This is a genomic window from Streptomyces bicolor (assembly GCF_000719285.1).
Taxonomy (GTDB): domain Bacteria; phylum Actinomycetota; class Actinomycetes; order Streptomycetales; family Streptomycetaceae; genus Streptomyces; species Streptomyces bicolor.
This window is the reverse complement of the sequence record NZ_JOFS01000043.1, coordinates 1-16815: the sequence shown is the minus strand read 5'-3', so window position 1 is coordinate 16815 and position 16815 is coordinate 1. Positions and strand designations below refer to the sequence as shown.

Here is a 16815-nt window from a genome sequence, read left to right as displayed (position 1 = left end):
GCCGTCACCTCCTGTGGGCCCGGGCCCGGGCCCGGGACCGGGCCTTGAGCCGGGTCGCCGTCCGGCCCAGGGCCGTACCCAGCCGGCGCCCCGCCCTGCGGACCAGCCGGCGTAGTGCGCTCGCACGGGGAGCCCGCACCACGCGGACTCCGCCGACCCCCGCGCGCAGGGCGAACGGCAGGGTGAGGAAGCGCGGCCCGGGTGTGCCGAGTGCCGCCCGCCAGGTCGCCCCGCGCAGCTCGCCCAGGGGCAGCGTGGCTTCCAGCAGGGCCCCGGATCCGTGCGGGGACAGCGTGGCGGGCACGTCGCGGGCGGTGCCGGCCGCGGTGAGCCGGAGCGTCACCTCGGTGCCGTCGCCGGGGACGTGGAGGGGGAGAGGGGCGTGCAGCCGGTCGCCGGAGAGCTTGATGTCGTCCGGTGCGAGGGTGCCCAGGCCGACGCGGTGGGTGGCGCGGTCGACGTCCACGGCGAGGTTCGCGTGCGGTGAGGTCCAGTACGGCAGGACCACATGGCCGCCGGCCACACCGGCGTACAGGGCGGGGCGGGCCTCGCTCGGGGCCGGGCCGAGGCGGCATTCCTTCGTCCAGCCGCCCAGCTTGACGCGGACGAAGGCGTCCCACAGGCCGGCGCGGGGGAGCGTGGCCGGGTCCACGGCGGCGGTGGCGCGCAGCACCAGGCGGACGCGGCCGTTCCCGGCCGGTACCTCCTCCCGGGTGAACTCCACCGGCTGGAAGTACTGGGCCGCACTGGCGCGCTCGCGCAGCAGCAGGTCCGCGGTGGCCTTGCCGAACCGGGCCACGGTGTCGGCGCCCACCCACGCGATGGCCGCGGCGAGGTCCTCGGGCGGGCCGTCGAGCGGCGTACGGTCCGTCCCGGCGGGGAACGTCATCGGCTCGTCGGCGGACGCGTACTCGGCACGGAAACCGACCCTCAGCGTGCCGTTCTCCCACACCACGGTCTCGGGGTCGGCCCTGAGGGCGACGTCGGCCTCCCACTCGGCGAAGGCCTCGACGTCGTCGTACCGGTCCGCCGCGATCAGCGCGGCCACGACCTGCTGCGTAGGCTGCAGACCGGCCGCGACGCCGGGTCCGAAGCGCTCCACGGCGACCTGGTGGGTCTCCTCGAACAGCTCCCGGCGCCAGTCCGCCGGCATGGTGAGGAAACGCCGCCCGCGCATCCGCTCGACCATCTCCACTCGCAGCCAGCGCCGGAACAGGCGGTCGCGCAGCGGTCCCGGCTCGGTGTACCGCTCGACGACGTCCAGGGCCTCCCGGAGGTTCTTGAAGTAGCCGCCGGGGTCGAAGCGCTGGAATCCGGCGTTCGAGGCGTCGTCGCGGCGTACGTGGTAGTAGCAGACGTAGTCGCTGAGCACGCTGACGTTGCTCGCGCGCAGATACGCCTCGGTGACGAAGACGTGGTCCTCCAGGCGCCGCCTGCCCTCGGGGAAGCGCAGGCCGATGTCGTCGAGGAAGGCGCGGCGGAACATCTTGTGCGGGGTGAGGCTGTCGATCAGCGGCGCGTTCTCGACGGTGGCGCGCGGGTGGTTGCGGCGGAACAGCTCCACCGGCACCCCGCGTCCCTTGCCGGCCATCTTGCCGACCACGACATCGGCGGCGTTGGCCACGCCGTAGTCGTACATCCGCTCCAGGGCCTGGTCGCCGAGGTAGTCGTCGTTGTCGACGAACATCACGTACTCGCCCCTGGCGGCGGCGACACCGACGTTGCGGGGCTTGCCCGACCAGCCGGAGTTCTCCTGGTGGACGACGGTCACCCGGGGCTCCGTGGCGGCGAGCGCGTCCAGCCGGGCGGGCGTGTCGTCGGTGGAGCCGTCGTCGACGAAGATCACTTCGTACTCGTCCGGCGGCAGCGTCTGTCCGAGCAGCGAGGCGACGCAGTCCTCGATATAGACCCCGGGGTTGTACACGGGAACGACGACGCTGACCTTGACCGGCATCCGGGTCCGAGCCCCCTAGGGGTCGCTGTGCGTTAACGTCAGATTCTGGCGCTCGTGGCCAAATCCTAACCCTGTCACCGGTTTTGTCCACCGCTCAACCATGGCGATCCCGCACGGCGATCTTCCCCGCCGGTAGCCTGACGGCGTGCGCCTGCTGCTGATGTCCGACACCCACCTGCCCAAGCGCGCCAAAGCCCTGCCCGATGAGCTGCTCGCCGAACTCCCGCGCGCCGACGTCGTGTTCCACGCGGGGGACTGGGTCGACGCGGCCACGCTCGACCTGCTGGAGAGCCGCTGCGCCCGGCTCGTCGGCGTCTACGGCAACAACGACGGACCGGACCTGCGCGCCCGGCTCCCCGAGGTGGCGTACGCCGACCTCGGCGGCCTGCGTTTCGGCGTGGTCCACGAGACCGGCCCCGCCCAGGGGCGCGAGGCGCGCTGCGCCGCCCGCTTCCCCGGCCTGGACGTCCTGGTCTTCGGGCACAGCCACATCCCCTGGGACACCACCGCCCCGTCAGGCCTGCGCCTGCTCAACCCCGGATCCCCGACGGACCGCCGCCGACAGCCCCACTGCACCTTCATGACCGCGACCGTGGGAGAGGGCAGGCTCACGGACGTGGAGCTGCACCGGCTGCCCCGGCGCTGACGGCCGGGCAATAAGATCCGGGCCGCTCCGTCTGCGCGTGGAAGCGGCCCGGTCGCATGTTATGCGCTGTCATGGACCTCCTTCCCGCTCAGAGGCTCTGTCCGGGGGCACGTATGCCTCCGTTGAGCCGTGACTACCCCTTCGCGGCCGCCTTACACACCGGATCGGGGTCATTTTCGTCCCCCGTGTCACCACCGCCGCCCCCGAGCCACCACCAGCACCCCCCGTACCACCGCCACCACTGCCGCACCCTTCGCCACCGGCTTCGCGCCGGCCGTACGGAGCACGTCGAGCGGCTCGCAGCGGCTGCCCGGTGCCCTGGCCGTGCGTACCCCCGGCCGTACGTCACGGTGATCGATGGATGGCGCCCGCCGTGGCCGTCAGCGGGACGCCCGTGCCGCCCCACCGCAGCGCGACGATCTCGGCGGCGACCGACACGGCGACCTCCTCGGGCGTACGGGCCCCGAGGTCCAGGCCCACCGGCGAGCGCAGCCGGGCCAATTCGCCCTCGGCGAGCCCGGCTTCGGCCAGCCGCCTCATCCGGTCGTCGTGCGTACGGCGGCTGCCCATCGCCCCGATGTACGCCGCCGGGCGCCGCAGCGCCTCCTCCAGCAGCGGCACGTCGAACTTCGGGTCGTGGGTGAGAACGCAGATCACCGTGCGCTCGTCGGTGTCGGTGCCGCTCAGATAGCGGTGCGGCCAGTCGACGATCACCTCGACGCCCTCCGGGAAGCGTTTCGGCGAGGCGAAGACCGGGCGGGCGTCGCACACGGTGACCCGGTAGCCGAGGAAGTCGCCGATCCGGGCCACCGCGGCCGCGTAGTCGATCGCGCCGAAGACCAGCATGCGGGGCGGCGGGGCGAAGGAGTGCAGGAAGACGGTGACCGCGTCCTCACGGCGCTCGCCGCGCGGGCCGTAGTGCCTCAGGCCCGTGGCGCCCAGGGCGAGTTCGCCACGCGCGTCTGCGGTGACCGCCGCGTCCAGGCCGGGCGTGCCGAGCGTGCCCGCGACGCGGTCCGGCCACACGGCGAGCGTCGCCCCGCGCCGCGCGGGCCCGTCGGTCACCGTCGCCACGGTCACCGGACGGCCCGCCGCGACCGACTCCGCGACCTCGCCGAACGTCGGATCGCCGTCGGGCGTCACGGGCCGCACCAGCACGGTGATCTCGCCGCCGCAGGTGAGCCCGACCGCGAACGCGTCCTCGTCGCTGTACCCGAAGGTCTCCAGCCGTGCCTCACCGCTCGCCACGACCTCCTGAGCGAGCTCGAAGACGGCTCCTTCGACACAGCCACCGGACACGCTGCCCACGACCTCGTCGTCGGGTCCGACGGCCATCGCGGCACCGGGATCGCGCGGGGCGCTGCGGCTCGTGGCGACCACCGTGGCGAGCCCGAACGGCGCCCCGGCCGCGTACCAGCCGCCGATCACCGGGAGAATGTCACGCATCGTTTGAGCACCTCCCGGCGAGCCTAACAGGCAGCGCTCTGACCGGCGCTCTCGCGCCGGCGCGGGTCGTTGAGGATTAATCCATTGCCTGTGCGGGGTCCGTCCTGGTGCACTGCACGTGATCCGACCGGCACGCGAGGAGGAGCCTCAATGCGCACTGCGTTCATGTCCACCGCGGAAGAAACCACCCCCACGTCAAAGGACATGACGCTTCGTGCACTTGCTCAACCTCGGAATCCTCGCCCATGTCGACGCCGGTAAGACCAGCCTGACCGAGCGCCTGCTGCACTCGGCCGGCGTGATCGACGAGATCGGCAGCGTCGACGCCGGGAACACCCAGACCGATTCCCTCGCGCTGGAGCGGCAGCGCGGCATCACCATCAAGTCCGCCGTCGTCTCCTTCGCGCTCGACGACGTGACGGTCAACCTCATCGACACCCCGGGCCACCCGGACTTCATCGCCGAGGTGGAGCGAGTGCTGGGTGTGCTCGACGGCGCGGTGCTGGTCGTCTCGGCCGTCGAGGGCGTTCAGCCGCAGACGCGGATCCTCATGCGCACGCTGCAGCGGCTGCGCATCCCCACACTCGTCTTCGTCAACAAGATCGACCGACGCGGGGCGCGCGGCGACGCCGTCCTGCGGGCCGTCTCCGAACGGCTGACGGCGGCCGTCGTCCCGATGGGGACGACCGACGCCCTCGGCACCCGCGACGCCCGCTTCGTCCCCGGCCTGGCAGCGTCGGCACTCGACGTCCTCGCCGACCACGACGACGAACTGCTGACCGCGTACCTCGAGGACACGGTCTCGTACGACGATCTGCGCACCGCTCTCGCCGCCCAGACCCGGCAGGCGCTGGTCCACCCCGTGTACTTCGGCTCCGCCGTCACAGGCGCGGGCGTCGAGGCGCTGGTCGACGGGATCAGAGAGCTGCTGCCGGTCGCGGACGGCGACCCCGACGGGCCGGTCTCGGGGACCGTCTTCAAGGTGGAGCGGGGCCCGGCGGGGGAGAAGGTCGCCTACGCGCGCATGTTCTCGGGGACGCTGCGCACCCGCGACCGGATCTGTTTCGGCGCCGTGGACGAATCGAGCGAGGGCGGCTCCCGATCCGAGGGCCGGATCACCGCGATCAGCGTTTTCGACCAGGGCACGGACAGCAGGGACGACCTGGTGGCGGCGGGCCGGATCGCCAAGCTGTGGGGCATGGCCGACATCAGGATCGGCGACGCGATCGGCGAGACCCGCAAGGCGCACGGGCACTTCTTCGCGCCGCCCACGCTCGAGACGATCGTCGCCCCGGCCGGCGGCACGGACCGGCGGGCCCTGCACCGCGCCCTCACCCGTCTGGCCGAGCAGGACCCGCTCATCGACCTGCGCCACGACGAGGTACGTCAGGAGACCTTCGTCTCCCTCTACGGGGAGGTGCAGAAGGAGGTCATCCAGGCCACCCTCGCCGACGACTTCGGCCTCGACGTCACCTTCCACGAGACGACACCGCTGTGCATCGAGCGGCCGGTCGGCTCGGGCGCGGCGGTCGAGTTCAACAAGAAGGACGCGAATCCCTTCCTCGCGACGATCGGCCTGCGCGTCGACCCCGCGCCGGCCGGGTCCGGCGTGGCGTTCCGCCTCGAGGTGGAGCTCGGCTCCATGCCGTACGCCTTCTTCAAGGCCGTCGAGGACACCGTCCGCGAAACGCTCGGCCAGGGCCTGCACGGCTGGAAGATCCCCGACTGCACGGTCACCATGACCCACTCCGGCTACTCGCCCCGGCAGAGCCACGCCCACCAGGGCTTCGACAAGAGCATGTCCAGCACCGGCTACGACTTCCGCGGCCTGACCCCGCTGGTCCTGACCGAGGCCCTGCGCCGGGCGGGCACCCAGGTGCACGAGCCGATGCACCGCTTCCGCCTCGAGACCCCGACCGACACCTTGGCCGCCCTGCTGCCGGTGCTGGCCAGGCTGCGCGCGGTACCGCAGACCACCCAGACCCGCGGTGTCACCTGCTCGCTGGAGGGCTCGGTGCCCGCGGCCCATGTGCACGAACTGGAGCAGCAGCTGCCGGGGCTGACGCGCGGCGAGGGCGAGCTGGAGAGTTCCTTCGACCACTACGCGCCCGCCCCGCGCGGCACGGTCCCGGAGCGCCGGCGTACCGACCTCAATCCGCTGAACCGTAGGGAGTACCTGTTGAACCTGACGCGCAGAGTGGGCAACTGAGCTGAAAGGCACCGGACTTACTCATGGGTCAGAAGGTATTGACGGTGTCCTGATATCACCGGACTGTAGTGGACATGCCGAACATTCGGACGCGTCTCATGGTTGTCCTGGTCGTCCTCTTCGGATCCCTGCCGGTGGCGGGCCTCACTCCCGCCACCGCCGCCACCCTCCCCGACTCCCTCTGGTTCGACGAAACGCCCCTCACCGTGCAGAACGGCCGCTTCGTCGACGGGAACGGCCGCGAGGTCGTGCTGCGCGGCTACAACGTCTCCGGCGAGACGAAACTGAAGGAGAACAACGGTCTGCCGTTCGCCTCGACCGCCGACGCGAAGAAGTCCGCGACCGCGCTCAGGGCGCTGGGCGGCGGCAACTCGGTGCGCTTCCTGCTCTCCTGGGCCTACGCGGAGCCCGTGCGCGGCCAGGTGGACACCGCCTACCTGGCGAAGGCCACCGAGCAGATACGCGCGTTCCTGGACGCCGGGATCCGCGTGTACCCCGACTTCCACCAGGACCTCTACTCTCGCTGGCTGTTCGACCCGGACAGCTGGTACACCGGCGACGGCGCCCCCAAGTGGGCGGTCGACCTCGGTGACTATCCCGACGAATACTGCGGGATCTGCCCGTTCTGGGGCCAGAACATCACCTCCAACGAGGCCGTGAAGCAGTCGACGTACGACTTCTGGCACAACGAGTACGGCCTCCAGGACGCCTTCCTCGACACCGCCCGGAAGACGATGATTTACGTCAAGCAGAACCTCACCGCCGCCCAGTTCGCGGGCATCGTCGGGTTCGACCCGTGGAACGAGCCGCACGCGGGGACCTACGAGCCCGGCCAGACCAGCCGGACGTGGGAGAAGGACGTGCTGTGGCCCTTCTACGTCAAGTTCCGCGCCCGCATGGACGCGGCGGGCTGGCAGACCAAGCCGGCCTTCGTCGAGCCGAACCTCTTCTGGAACGCCAACCTCGACTTCCAGAAGGAGGAGGGCGGACTCCTGGACGCGGGCACGCTCGGCCCGCGCTACGTCTTCAACACCCACTTCTACGACCAGAAGGCCATCTCCGGCGTCTTCATGTGGGGCAAGGCGGCCGACGGCCAGTACGTGGGCGACTTCGGGACCGTCCGCGACCGCGCCTCCGCCACCGGGACGACCGCCATCATCAGCGAGTTCGGGCACCCGCTCACCGGCTCCGTCTCCGACAAGGCGCCGACGGTGTACAAGGCGATGTACCAGGCCCTCGACTCCCGGGTGAAGGGGGCGAGTTGGTGGTCCGCCCCGTCCGGCTCCGGACCCGTCCTTTCGGGCTCCCAGTGGCAGTGGGACATCTACAACGGCCGCCACCACGAGCTGATGAACGACAACCCGGACAAGGCGCAGACCGACGGCGACGCCTGGAACGGTGAGGACCTGTCCGCCGTACGCCTCGACGACTCGGGCACGCCGGTGCTGCGCCAGGACGCCCGACTCCTCGACCGGATCTATCCGAGCGCCACGTCCGGTTCGACGGTCGCCTTCACCTACGAGGACCGCTCCCGGGACGGCTCGACGACCCTGACCTGGAACCCGGTGCCGAGCTCGCTGCCGAACGTCGCGCAGCTGGTGGGCTCGGGCCAGTACGGGCTGCTGGTATGGCGCTCGAACAGCGGCACGGCGCCGACCGAGCTGCACCTCCCGGCGTCCTTCCCGAACGGGTCCACGACGGTCGTCTCCGACCTGGGCACGGTGTACTCGCCGCCGTCGTACAACTCGACGACACCGGTCGGCGCGGCCGCGGAACCCGGCGGCACGGGCAGCCGCCGCCTGCTGCTCACCGACACCGACTCCGGCGTCCTGCACTACGCGCTGGTGACCAACGGGGCGACCGCACCCTCGACCGCCCTGCTGAACGCCGCACGGTCCGAACTCTCCGCGTGGGCCGCGCAGAACGCCGGATAAGCACCGCCGTTTGACCCTCCCCTTACGTCAGGCTGCACGCTGTACCCGACGAAAGGGCAGGTGAATGAGCTACTCCGTGGGGCAGGTCTCGGCCTTCGCCGGGGTGACCGTGCGCACGCTGCACCACTACGACCGGGCGGGACTCCTCTCGCCCAGTGGCCGCAGCGGCGCCGGTTACCGGCTGTACGGCGACGCCGACCTGGTCAGGCTCCAGCAGATCCTCTTCTACCGCGAACTGGGCTTCTCCCTCGACGAGATCGCCGAGATCCTGAAGGATCCGCAGGCGAACGCCCTGGAACATCTCCGGGCGCGGCTGCGGCAGTTGGGCGAGGAGATCGGCCGGCTCCAGCGGCTGGCCGACGTGGCCGAGCAGGCCATAGAGGTACAGCGGACGGGCGTCGAACTGACACCCGAGGACCGCTTCGAGGTCTTCGGGGAGATCGACTTCGACCTCAGTTACGCCACCGAGGCCCAGCTCAAGTGGCAGCACTCGGCCGGGCACCAGGAGTCGATGGCCCGCGCCGCGGCCCACACCAAGGAGGACTGGCGGCAGCTCATGGGCGAGGCCGCCGCCTGGCGCGTGGAACTGCTCGCGGCCTTCGACGAGCGGGAGCCCGCCGACGGCGACCGGGCCATGGATCTCGCGGAGGAGCACCGGCTGCACATCGCCCGCTGGTTCACCAGCTGTCCGCCCGACATGCACCGGCGCATCGCGGACGACTTCGCCGCCGATCCGCGCGCCTTCGCGCTCGTCGTACCGCCGTCGCAGCAGCGGCCGGGCCTCGCCGCCTATCTCTGCAAGGCCGTCCACGCGAACGCGGCCCGCCGGGCGCACCGTGAGGAGGACGGATGAGGATCCTGATCGCCGCCGCCGGATCGCGAGGTGACGTGGCTCCGTACACGGGCCTGGGAGCGGGCCTGCGCGAGGCCGGGCACGACGTCACCCTGGCGACAACGGACGCCTTCGCGCCCCTTGTACGAGAGGCCGGCCTGGAGTTCAGAAGTCTGCCCAGCCGCCCGCAGGCCCAGGGCGCAGTCGCGAGCAGACGTGAACTGATGCGCACCGCCGCCGCGTTCGTCACCGAACTCGGTCAGGGATTCGCCGACGCGGTGGACCCGGGCACGGAACTGCTCCTGCTGTCGGCCACCACGGCTCCGCTCGGCTGGCATGTGGCCGAGGCCCTGGGCATCCGGACCCTCGGCGCCCACCTCCAGCCGACCGCTCCCACCGGCGACTTCCCGCCCAACGTCATGGGCACCTGCTCCCTCGGCCGCCTCGGCAACCGCGCCGCCGGGCGCTTCGCGCTGCGCATGGCCGACCGCGTCTACACCGAGGCCGTCACCGAGCTGCGCCGCCGCCTGGACCTGCCACCGCTGGCTCCGTCCGAGATGCGCCGCCGACAGGAGCGGGCGCACCGGCCCGTCCTGCACGGCTTCAGTACGGCGCTGGTGCCGCGCCCGTCCGACTGGCGCGCGGAACTCGACGTCGTCGGCACGTGGTGGCCGTACGTCGGCCCGGACCGTCGGCTGCCCGGCGAGGTGGAGGACTTCCTCGCGGTGGGAGCGCGCCCGGTGTTCATCGGCTTCGGCAGCATGGCTGCCGGGCACGGCGAGCGGCTGAGCGAGATCGCCGTCCGGGCGCTGCGCCGGGCCGGGCTGCGCGGCATCGTGCAGTCGGGCAGCGCCGGGCTCGCGGCCGACGGCGACGACGTCCTGACCATCGGCGACGTGCCGCACACGCTGCTGTTCCCGAGGGTGGCCGCGGTGGTCCATCACGCCGGGGCGGGCACCTCGGCGGCGGCCCTGCGCGCCGGAGCCCCCGCGATCCCGGTGCCGGTGACGGCGGACCAGCCGTTCTGGGCCGGACGGCTGGCGTCGATCGGCGCGGCCACCGCACCGATCCCCTTCGCGTCCCTCACCGCCGAGCGGCTCGCCGACGCGCTCGCGCAGACCGTACGGCGGCAGACGTACGCCCGTGCGGCCTCGGTCGCCGCGCGGCACATGGCGACCGAGGACGGGGTGGGCACGGTGCTGAAGGCCCTGGGCTGATCAACCGGCCGACGGACTCGTCCAGTCGGCCGGGACATGGGCCAGCCGGACCCGCTGCGGGTGGTCGCCGACCGGGACGGAGACCTGCTTGCGGCCGGTGGCGAAGTCGATGGCCGTGACCTGGTCGGTGCCGCTCTCGGAGACCACGCAGGACTTGCCGTCGCCGCTGACCGTGGCCCAGTAGGGCTTGGAGGCGGTGACCAGCGGGCCCTCCTGGAGGGTGGTGCGGTTGACCACGGTGGCGTAGTCGTCCATCGTGCCCGCGACGCACAGCTTGCTGCCGTCGGGGCTCATCGAAATGCCGTGGTGGCGTGAGTCGTTGACGAACGTGGTGCGGTCGTCGCTGGTCGCCGGGTTCTTCGGCAGGGTCTTCGTGCGGGTGATCTTGTCCGTGGCCAGGTCGTACTCGAAGAAGCCGTTGAAGAACGACACCTGGAAGTACAGCTTCGACTCGTCCGGCGAGAACACGGCCGGCCGCACCGCGTCGGAGTAGTCGGTCAGCCCGATCGCGTCCAGGCGCGGGCGCATGTCGATGACCTTGACCTGCTGGTACGTCGTCGCGTCGACGACCGTGATGCGCCGGTCGCCCTTCGTCCAGTCCAGCCACGGGGCGTCGGTCTGCGTGTTCACGTCGCCGATCGCCATGTTGTAGATGTACTTGCCGTCCTGGGTGAAGACGTTCTCGTGCGGCTTGTCGCCGGTCGCGAATTTGCCCAGCTCCTTGCCCGTGACGATGTCCAGCACATGCACGGTGTTGGAGGTCGAGGCCGACACCGCGACCCGCTTGCCGTCGGGAGAGACCGCCATGTGGTCGGCGCGGTAACCGGACACGGAGAAACGCCAGTTGATGTCGCCGGACGCGAGGTCGATGGACACGACGTCGGCGAAGCTCGGCCGGGAGACGACCATCGCCGTGCCGTCGGGCGTGGAGTACATGTCGTCGACGAACTGGTCGTGGCCCTCGCCGACGCTGTTGCGGATCGCCATGAAGTAGATCCACTTGATCGGATCGGCGTTGATCTCCGCCATCCGCGCGTCCTTGTCGGGAATGACATTGACACGGCCGATCTTCGCGAAGTCACCGGAGGACTTGATGACGTCGGCGGTGCCGTCCCAGTTGTTGCCCACGAACATCACCTCACGCAGGGCGGCGGAGGAGTCGGCGGCGGTGGCGATGGCCGCCGGGGCGGTGACGGTCAGGGCGAGGGCGGCGGCTACGGAGCTCAGGTGCCTGGGTCTGATGGCAGGCATGACTGCTCCCTTCCTCTCGGTGGGCGTCATGAGCGGGGCATGCCAAAAAGCGGAGCGCTGGGATCTGAACACAACTGGTTTCAGAGTCAACTTACTGAAAAGTAAGGAAGGGGGGCCCTTCTCCACAAGACCGCGGACACGACAAAATTGGCCGTCGGGTCGGCGAGGTGCTGGGAGGACAGTGTGGCGGGCAGGCTCAAGGCGCCCACCGGCCGCTACGGCGGCAAGTCGGCCGAGGAACGACAGGCCGAGCGGCGGCGCCGCTTCCTGGACGCGGCGCTGCAGTTGTTCGGCGACAGCCCCGGTTACCGGGGTACGACGGTCGCGGCGCTGAGCGAGGCCGCGGGGCTGTCGACCCGTCAGTTCTACGAGGAGTTCCGCAGCCTGGAGGACGTATTGGCCGCCCTCCACCTCCAGGTCAACGGCTGGTCGGAGGAGGCCGTCCTGGCGGTGGCGGCCAAGGCGGGGGACCTGCCGCTCGCCGAACGCGCCACCGCGATCTTCCGCGCGTACGCCGCGAACGTCACCGCCGACCCGCGCCGCATCCGCATCACCTTCGTCGAGATCGTCGGCGTCAGCCCACGCCTGGAGGAGCAGCGCCTGGCCCGCCGCGCCCGGTGGATCGACCTCGTCTGCGCCGAGGTTGCGGCGGCCGTCGCCCGCGGGGAGGCGGCGCCCCGCGACTACCGCCTCGCCGTGACCGCGTTCATCGGCAGCGTCAACGGCCTGCTGCACGACTGGAGCGCGGGGTGGGTGGACGCGACCCTCGACGAGGTCGTCGACGAACTCGTCAGGCTGCTCCTGGGCATTCTGCAGCCGGCGGATCCGCGGGTGGCCGGGGCCTGAGGTCGTCTCCGGGGCGGTGGGGACCGCCCGGGTCAGCCGGCTGAACGGGGCTTCAGCCGAGCCGGTTCACGGCATCCAGGACCGGAGCCACCCCGTCCTCGGCCCGCAGCCCCTCGGCCAGAGACCGGGCACGTCGAGCGTAGGACGGATCGCCGGTCGCCTGCCGTAGGGCCGTCGCCAGTGCGCCGGCCGAGAACCGCCGCAGCGGCACGGCCCCGGGTGCCACGCCGAGCGCGACCAGGCGGCCGGCCCAGAACCCTTCGTCGAACTGGATCGGCACGGGAACGGCCGGCACCCCGGCGCGCAGTCCGGCCGCGGTCGTGCCCGCACCGCAGTGGTGGACCACGGCGGCCATGCGCGGGAACAGCGCGGAGTGCGGTACGTCGTCGATGGTCAGGACGTCGTTCCCGGTGGCCTCCAGCCCGCCCCACCCCCGCTGGATGACCCCGCGCAGACCGGCCCGCCGCAGCGCGCCCACTACCTCCGCGCTCAGCCCGGCCGGATCGGGCACGGTGGCGCTGCCCAGGCCAACGAAAACCGGCGGTGGACCCGAGTCCAGGAAGTCCAGTAGCCCGGCGGGGAGTTGAGCCTCGCCGTCGTACGGCCACCAGTAACCCGCCACTTGCAGGTCCGGGCACCAGTCACGTGGCCGCGGCACCACCAGGGGGCTGAAGCCGTGCAGTGTCCGTCCCCTTCGGGAGCCGCGCGTTGCGTGTCGAGGCAGCCCGAGCCTCGCCCGCGCATCCGGTACGGCCGCCGAGAAGACGCGCTCGACGGCCAGGTTCACGCCGTGCCCGGCGACGCGGTTGCCGAGGCCTCCCCAGGAACGGCCGCCGAGCATCGGTGGCCCGAACTCCCTGGTGGGAGCGAGTGGTTGCAGCGGGAGCTCGATGCTCGGCAGTGCGAGGCCCTCGGCGATGGCCTGCCCCAGCGGTGCGGTGGAGGCCGCCAGCAGCAGGACGTCGCCGGCCCGCGCGGCCGTCAGCATCTCGTCCGTCATCCGCCCCGCCAGGGCACGCGCCATCTCCATCACGCGCACGAGCTTGCCCACGCCGGTCGCGCTCCGGTGCAGGCGCTGTCCGCGCGCGGACTCCAGCTCCGCCCGCGGATCCACCGGCAGCGGATGGAAGCGGACGCCCGACCCTGCCACGAGCCGTTCGAAGCGGCCGTGCGTGACCAGGGTGACCTCGTGTCCGGCCCGGGACAGAGCGTGCCCGAGGCCGGTGTAAGGGGCCACATCGCCCCGGGAGCCCGCCGTCATGATCACTACGCGCACCATCCCAGTATGGCGGCGCCGGCGGTCCGGTGTGCCAACCGACCGGGGGACAGGGCGACTTCAGGTCTGCCCCGTGCGTTGACTTCACCCCCGCGTGGCTCTACTTTCGGCGCCACGCGTTCGGTGTTCCGAATTGTGTTCGAAATATCGAATCCATCGGCCTCCCTCCCGCACTTAGGAGCCGCATGTATCCCCCACCTCGAATGAATCCCGTACGCCGCCTCAGATCCGCGGTCCTACGCGCCCTCGTCCTGGCGCTCGCGGCGTCGGCGGCCCTGCTGTTCGCGGAGCCCGCCCCGGCCCGGGCGGCGACGACGAACCGCCACATAGCGGTGCCCACCGCGCCCATGGGCTGGGCGTCCTGGAACGCGTTCGCCGCGAAGGTCGACCACAACGTCATCAAGCGGCAGGTCGACGCGTTCGTGGCGGCGGGTCTGCCGGAGGCCGGCTACGAGTACATCAACATCGACGAGGGCTGGTGGCAGGGCACCCGGGACAGTGCCGGCAACATCACCGTCGACGAGGCGGAGTGGCCCGGCGGCATGAAGGCCATCGCCGACTACATCCACAGCAAGGGCCTCAAGGCCGGTATCTACACCGACGCCGGCAAGGACGGCTGCGGCTACTACTTCCCGACCGGCCGCCCGGCCGCGCCCGGCTCGGGCAGCGAGGGCCACTACGAGCAGGACATGCTCCAGTTCTCGCGCTGGGGCTTCGACTTCGTGAAGGTCGACTGGTGCGGCGGTGACGCCGAGGGCCTCGACCCGAAGACGACCTACCAGGCGATCAGCGACGCGGTGGCCGCCGCGACCGCCACCACCGGCCGCCCGCTCGCCCTCTCCCTGTGCAACTGGGGCTACTCCAACCCCTGGAACTGGGCCCCGGGCATGGGCCCGATGTGGCGCACGAACACGGACATCTTCTTCCACGGCGGCACACCGTCGTACGGCAACGTCCTGACCGCCTTCGACCGCAACATCCACCCCACGGCCCAGCACACGGGCTACTACAACGACCCCGACATGATGGTCGTCGGCATGACGGGCCTGACCGCCGCCCAAAGCCGCAGCCACATGAGCCTGTGGGCGATCTCCGGCGCCCCGCTCCTAGCCGGCCTCGACCTCACCACCCTCACCGCCGAGACGACGAGCATCCTCACCAACCCCGAGGTCATCGCCGTCGACCAGGACCCGCGCGGCCTCCAGGGCGTCAGGGTCGCCGAGGACACCTCCGGCCTCCAGGTCTACGGCAAGGTCCTGACCGGCAGCGGCAACCGTGCCGTCGTCCTGCTCAACCGCACCTCGTCCACCCAGAACATGACCGTTCGCTGGTCCGACCTCGGCCTGACGAACGCCTCCGCGACCGTCCGCGACCTGTGGGCCCGCCAGAACGTCGCCACCACCGGCACCAGTTACACCACCAGCGTCCCGGCGGGCGGTTCCGTGCTGCTCACCGTCACCGGCGGCACCGAGCAGTCCACGAGCACCTACAACGGCACGTCGAGCTTCTCCGGGGTGGCCGCCGAAAGCGCCGGTCTGAAGACGGTCGAGGTCTCCTACACCAACAACACCTCCACCGCCCGGACCGCCACTCTCACCGTCAACGGCCAGACCTCCACCAAGGTCTCCTTCCCGCCGACCGGCTCGAGCCCCGGCAACATCGCCGTCAACGTCTCCCTCTTCAAGGGCGACACCAACACGATCTCCTTCTCCGGCGCTCCGACGCTCGAAGGCATCGTCGTACGACCGCTGCCCGGCAGGAACGGCACGCTGATCACGGGGACCGGGTCCGGCCGTTGCGCGGACATCAACGACAACACCATCGCCAACGGCACCGACGCCCAACTGTGGGACTGCAACGGCGGCCAGAACCAGGTGTGGCAGTACCACAGCACCCGCAAGGAACTGGTGGTGTACGGCAACAAGTGCCTCGACGCCTACAACCGCGGCACCACCAACGGCACCAGGGTCGTCATCTGGGACTGCAACGGCCAGAACAACCAGAAGTGGAACCTCAACGGCGACGGCACCATCACCAACGTCAACGCCGGGCTCTGCCTCGACGCCTACGGCGCGGCCACGGCCAACGGCACGAAGCTGGTGCTGTGGGCCTGCAACGGGCAGAACAACCAGAAGTGGACGGTGAGTTAGCGCGCGCCTAGGCGAGGCACGCGACCAGGACGGCGAACGCCACGGCGCAGGTCAGCAGCCAGCCGGCCAGCAGACGGCGCCGCAGCTCGCGGTACACGGCCTCGTACTCGTCCCGCAGTCTCCCGGCACGCTCCGCCGTGTGCTGCCAGGAGCCGCGGGCGAGTGCGAGGTACTCCGCCTCGAACCGCCGCTCCACCTCGTCCCGCTGAGCATCCGTCAGCCAGTGCAGCGGTGCGCTGAAACGGGCGGCGGCCGTTCGGCCTTCCTCGCGGGTCGCGGCGAGCAGCAGATGCCCCTCGATGTCGTTGAGGAACTTGTCCGTGATGCTCACAGCGTGGTCAACTCCCTCTCCGGCGCGGGGGTGTGATGGAGGTCGAACGCCGGAGATTCGGAACGGATCTGCGGCAGGGTGAGGAAGTTGTGGCGCGGCGGTGGGCAGGACGTGGCCCATTCCAGCGAGCGGCCGTAGCCCCACGGGTCGTCGGCCGCCACCTTCTTGCCGTACTTCGCGGTCTTCCAGACGTTGTAGAAGAACGGCAGCAGGGAAGCCCCGAGCACGAACGAGAAGACGGTCGACAGTGAGTTGAGCGGCGTCAGTCCCTCCACCGCCAGATAGTCCGGAATCCGGCGCTGCATTCCGTTCACACCCAGCCAGTGCTGGACGAGGAACGTGCCGTGGAAGCCGATGAACAGCGTCCAGAAGGTCATCTTGCCCAGGCGCTCGTCGAGCATCCTGCCGGTGAACTTCGGCCACCAGAAGTGGAATCCGGCGAACATCGCGAACACCACCGTGCCGAAGATGACGTAGTGGAAATGGGCGACGACGAAATAGGTGTCGGACGTCGGGAAGTCCAGCGGCGGTGAGGCGAGCATGACGCCGGTCAGACCGCCGAAGACGAAGGTGACCAGGAAGCCGAAGGCCCAGAGCATGGGTGTCTCGAAACTCAGCGAGCCGTTCCACATGGTGCCGATCCAGTTGAAGAACTTCACGCCGGTGGGTACGGCGATGAGGAACGTCATGAAGGCGAAGAACGGGAGGAGTACGCCGCCTGTG

The 16815-nt window shown here is 70.8% G+C and carries 13 protein-coding genes; 7 read left to right on the top strand and 6 right to left on the bottom strand.

Going from position 1 to position 16815, the window contains the following annotated elements; all coding sequences use genetic code 11:
* Positions 1-4: 4 nt before the first annotated feature.
* Positions 5-1954, bottom strand: coding sequence for a glycosyltransferase family 2 protein (locus IF78_RS0137630; RefSeq protein ID WP_031487085.1), 1950 nt, complete (start codon positions 1952-1954; stop codon positions 5-7).
* A gap of 145 nt (positions 1955-2099) precedes the next feature.
* Between IF78_RS0137630 and IF78_RS0137625 the strand changes: the two genes are divergently transcribed.
* Complete coding sequence (locus tag IF78_RS0137625; RefSeq protein ID WP_031487084.1) at positions 2100-2600, top strand: metallophosphoesterase family protein; 501 nt, start codon at positions 2100-2102, stop codon at positions 2598-2600.
* A 345-nt stretch (positions 2601-2945) separates the two neighbouring features.
* Here IF78_RS0137625 and IF78_RS0137620 read toward each other — a convergent pair whose 3' ends face one another.
* On the bottom strand, positions 2946-4046 hold the full coding sequence (locus IF78_RS0137620) for an XdhC family protein (protein WP_031487083.1): 1101 nt from the start codon (positions 4044-4046) through the stop codon (positions 2946-2948).
* Positions 4047-4260: 214 nt separating this feature from the next.
* On the opposite strand from IF78_RS0137620, the gene IF78_RS0137615 reads away from it, so the two are divergent.
* From IF78_RS0137615 to IF78_RS0137600, 4 genes are all read left to right on the top strand, one after another.
* Positions 4261-6255: an elongation factor G gene (locus IF78_RS0137615; RefSeq protein WP_031487082.1), complete on the top strand. Its 1995-nt coding sequence runs from the start codon at positions 4261-4263 to the stop codon at positions 6253-6255.
* Between the two features lie 74 nt (positions 6256-6329).
* Entirely contained in the window at positions 6330-8189 is a 1860-nt protein-coding gene (locus IF78_RS0137610) for a cellulase family glycosylhydrolase (RefSeq protein WP_037642194.1), read from the top strand.
* 64 nt (positions 8190-8253) lie between these two features.
* On the top strand, positions 8254-9042 hold the full coding sequence (locus IF78_RS0137605) for a MerR family transcriptional regulator (protein ID WP_031487080.1): 789 nt from the start codon (positions 8254-8256) through the stop codon (positions 9040-9042).
* Positions 9039-10238: a glycosyltransferase gene (locus tag IF78_RS0137600; RefSeq protein ID WP_031487079.1), complete on the top strand. Its 1200-nt coding sequence runs from the start codon at positions 9039-9041 to the stop codon at positions 10236-10238. Before IF78_RS0137605 ends, IF78_RS0137600 begins: the two co-directional genes overlap by 4 nt.
* Here IF78_RS0137600 and IF78_RS0137595 read toward each other — a convergent pair whose 3' ends face one another.
* Complete coding sequence (locus tag IF78_RS0137595) at positions 10239-11489, bottom strand: YncE family protein (protein WP_031487078.1); 1251 nt, start codon at positions 11487-11489, stop codon at positions 10239-10241.
* Between the two features lie 183 nt (positions 11490-11672).
* Between IF78_RS0137595 and IF78_RS0137590 the strand changes: the two genes are divergently transcribed.
* The gene (locus IF78_RS0137590; RefSeq protein WP_031487077.1) at positions 11673-12335 is read left to right on the top strand and encodes a TetR/AcrR family transcriptional regulator; all 663 of its coding nucleotides are present in this window, start codon (positions 11673-11675) and stop codon (positions 12333-12335) included.
* 52 nt (positions 12336-12387) lie between these two features.
* Here the strand turns inward: IF78_RS0137590 and IF78_RS0137585 are convergent, their stop codons facing one another.
* Positions 12388-13596, bottom strand: a complete 1209-nt coding sequence (locus IF78_RS0137585) for a glycosyltransferase (protein ID WP_031487076.1) — start codon at positions 13594-13596, stop codon at positions 12388-12390.
* Positions 13597-13796: 200 nt separating this feature from the next.
* On the opposite strand from IF78_RS0137585, the gene IF78_RS0137580 reads away from it, so the two are divergent.
* Complete coding sequence (locus IF78_RS0137580) at positions 13797-15761, top strand: RICIN domain-containing protein (protein ID WP_031487075.1); 1965 nt, start codon at positions 13797-13799, stop codon at positions 15759-15761.
* 7 nt (positions 15762-15768) lie between these two features.
* Here the strand turns inward: IF78_RS0137580 and IF78_RS0137575 are convergent, their stop codons facing one another.
* Positions 15769-16092, bottom strand: a complete 324-nt coding sequence (locus tag IF78_RS0137575; protein WP_031487074.1) for a hypothetical protein — start codon at positions 16090-16092, stop codon at positions 15769-15771.
* Positions 16089-16815 (bottom strand): cytochrome c oxidase subunit I (locus IF78_RS0137570; RefSeq protein WP_037642181.1); only part of this gene is annotated, 727 nt, incomplete at its 5' end. The genes IF78_RS0137570 and IF78_RS0137575, both read right to left, overlap by 4 nt.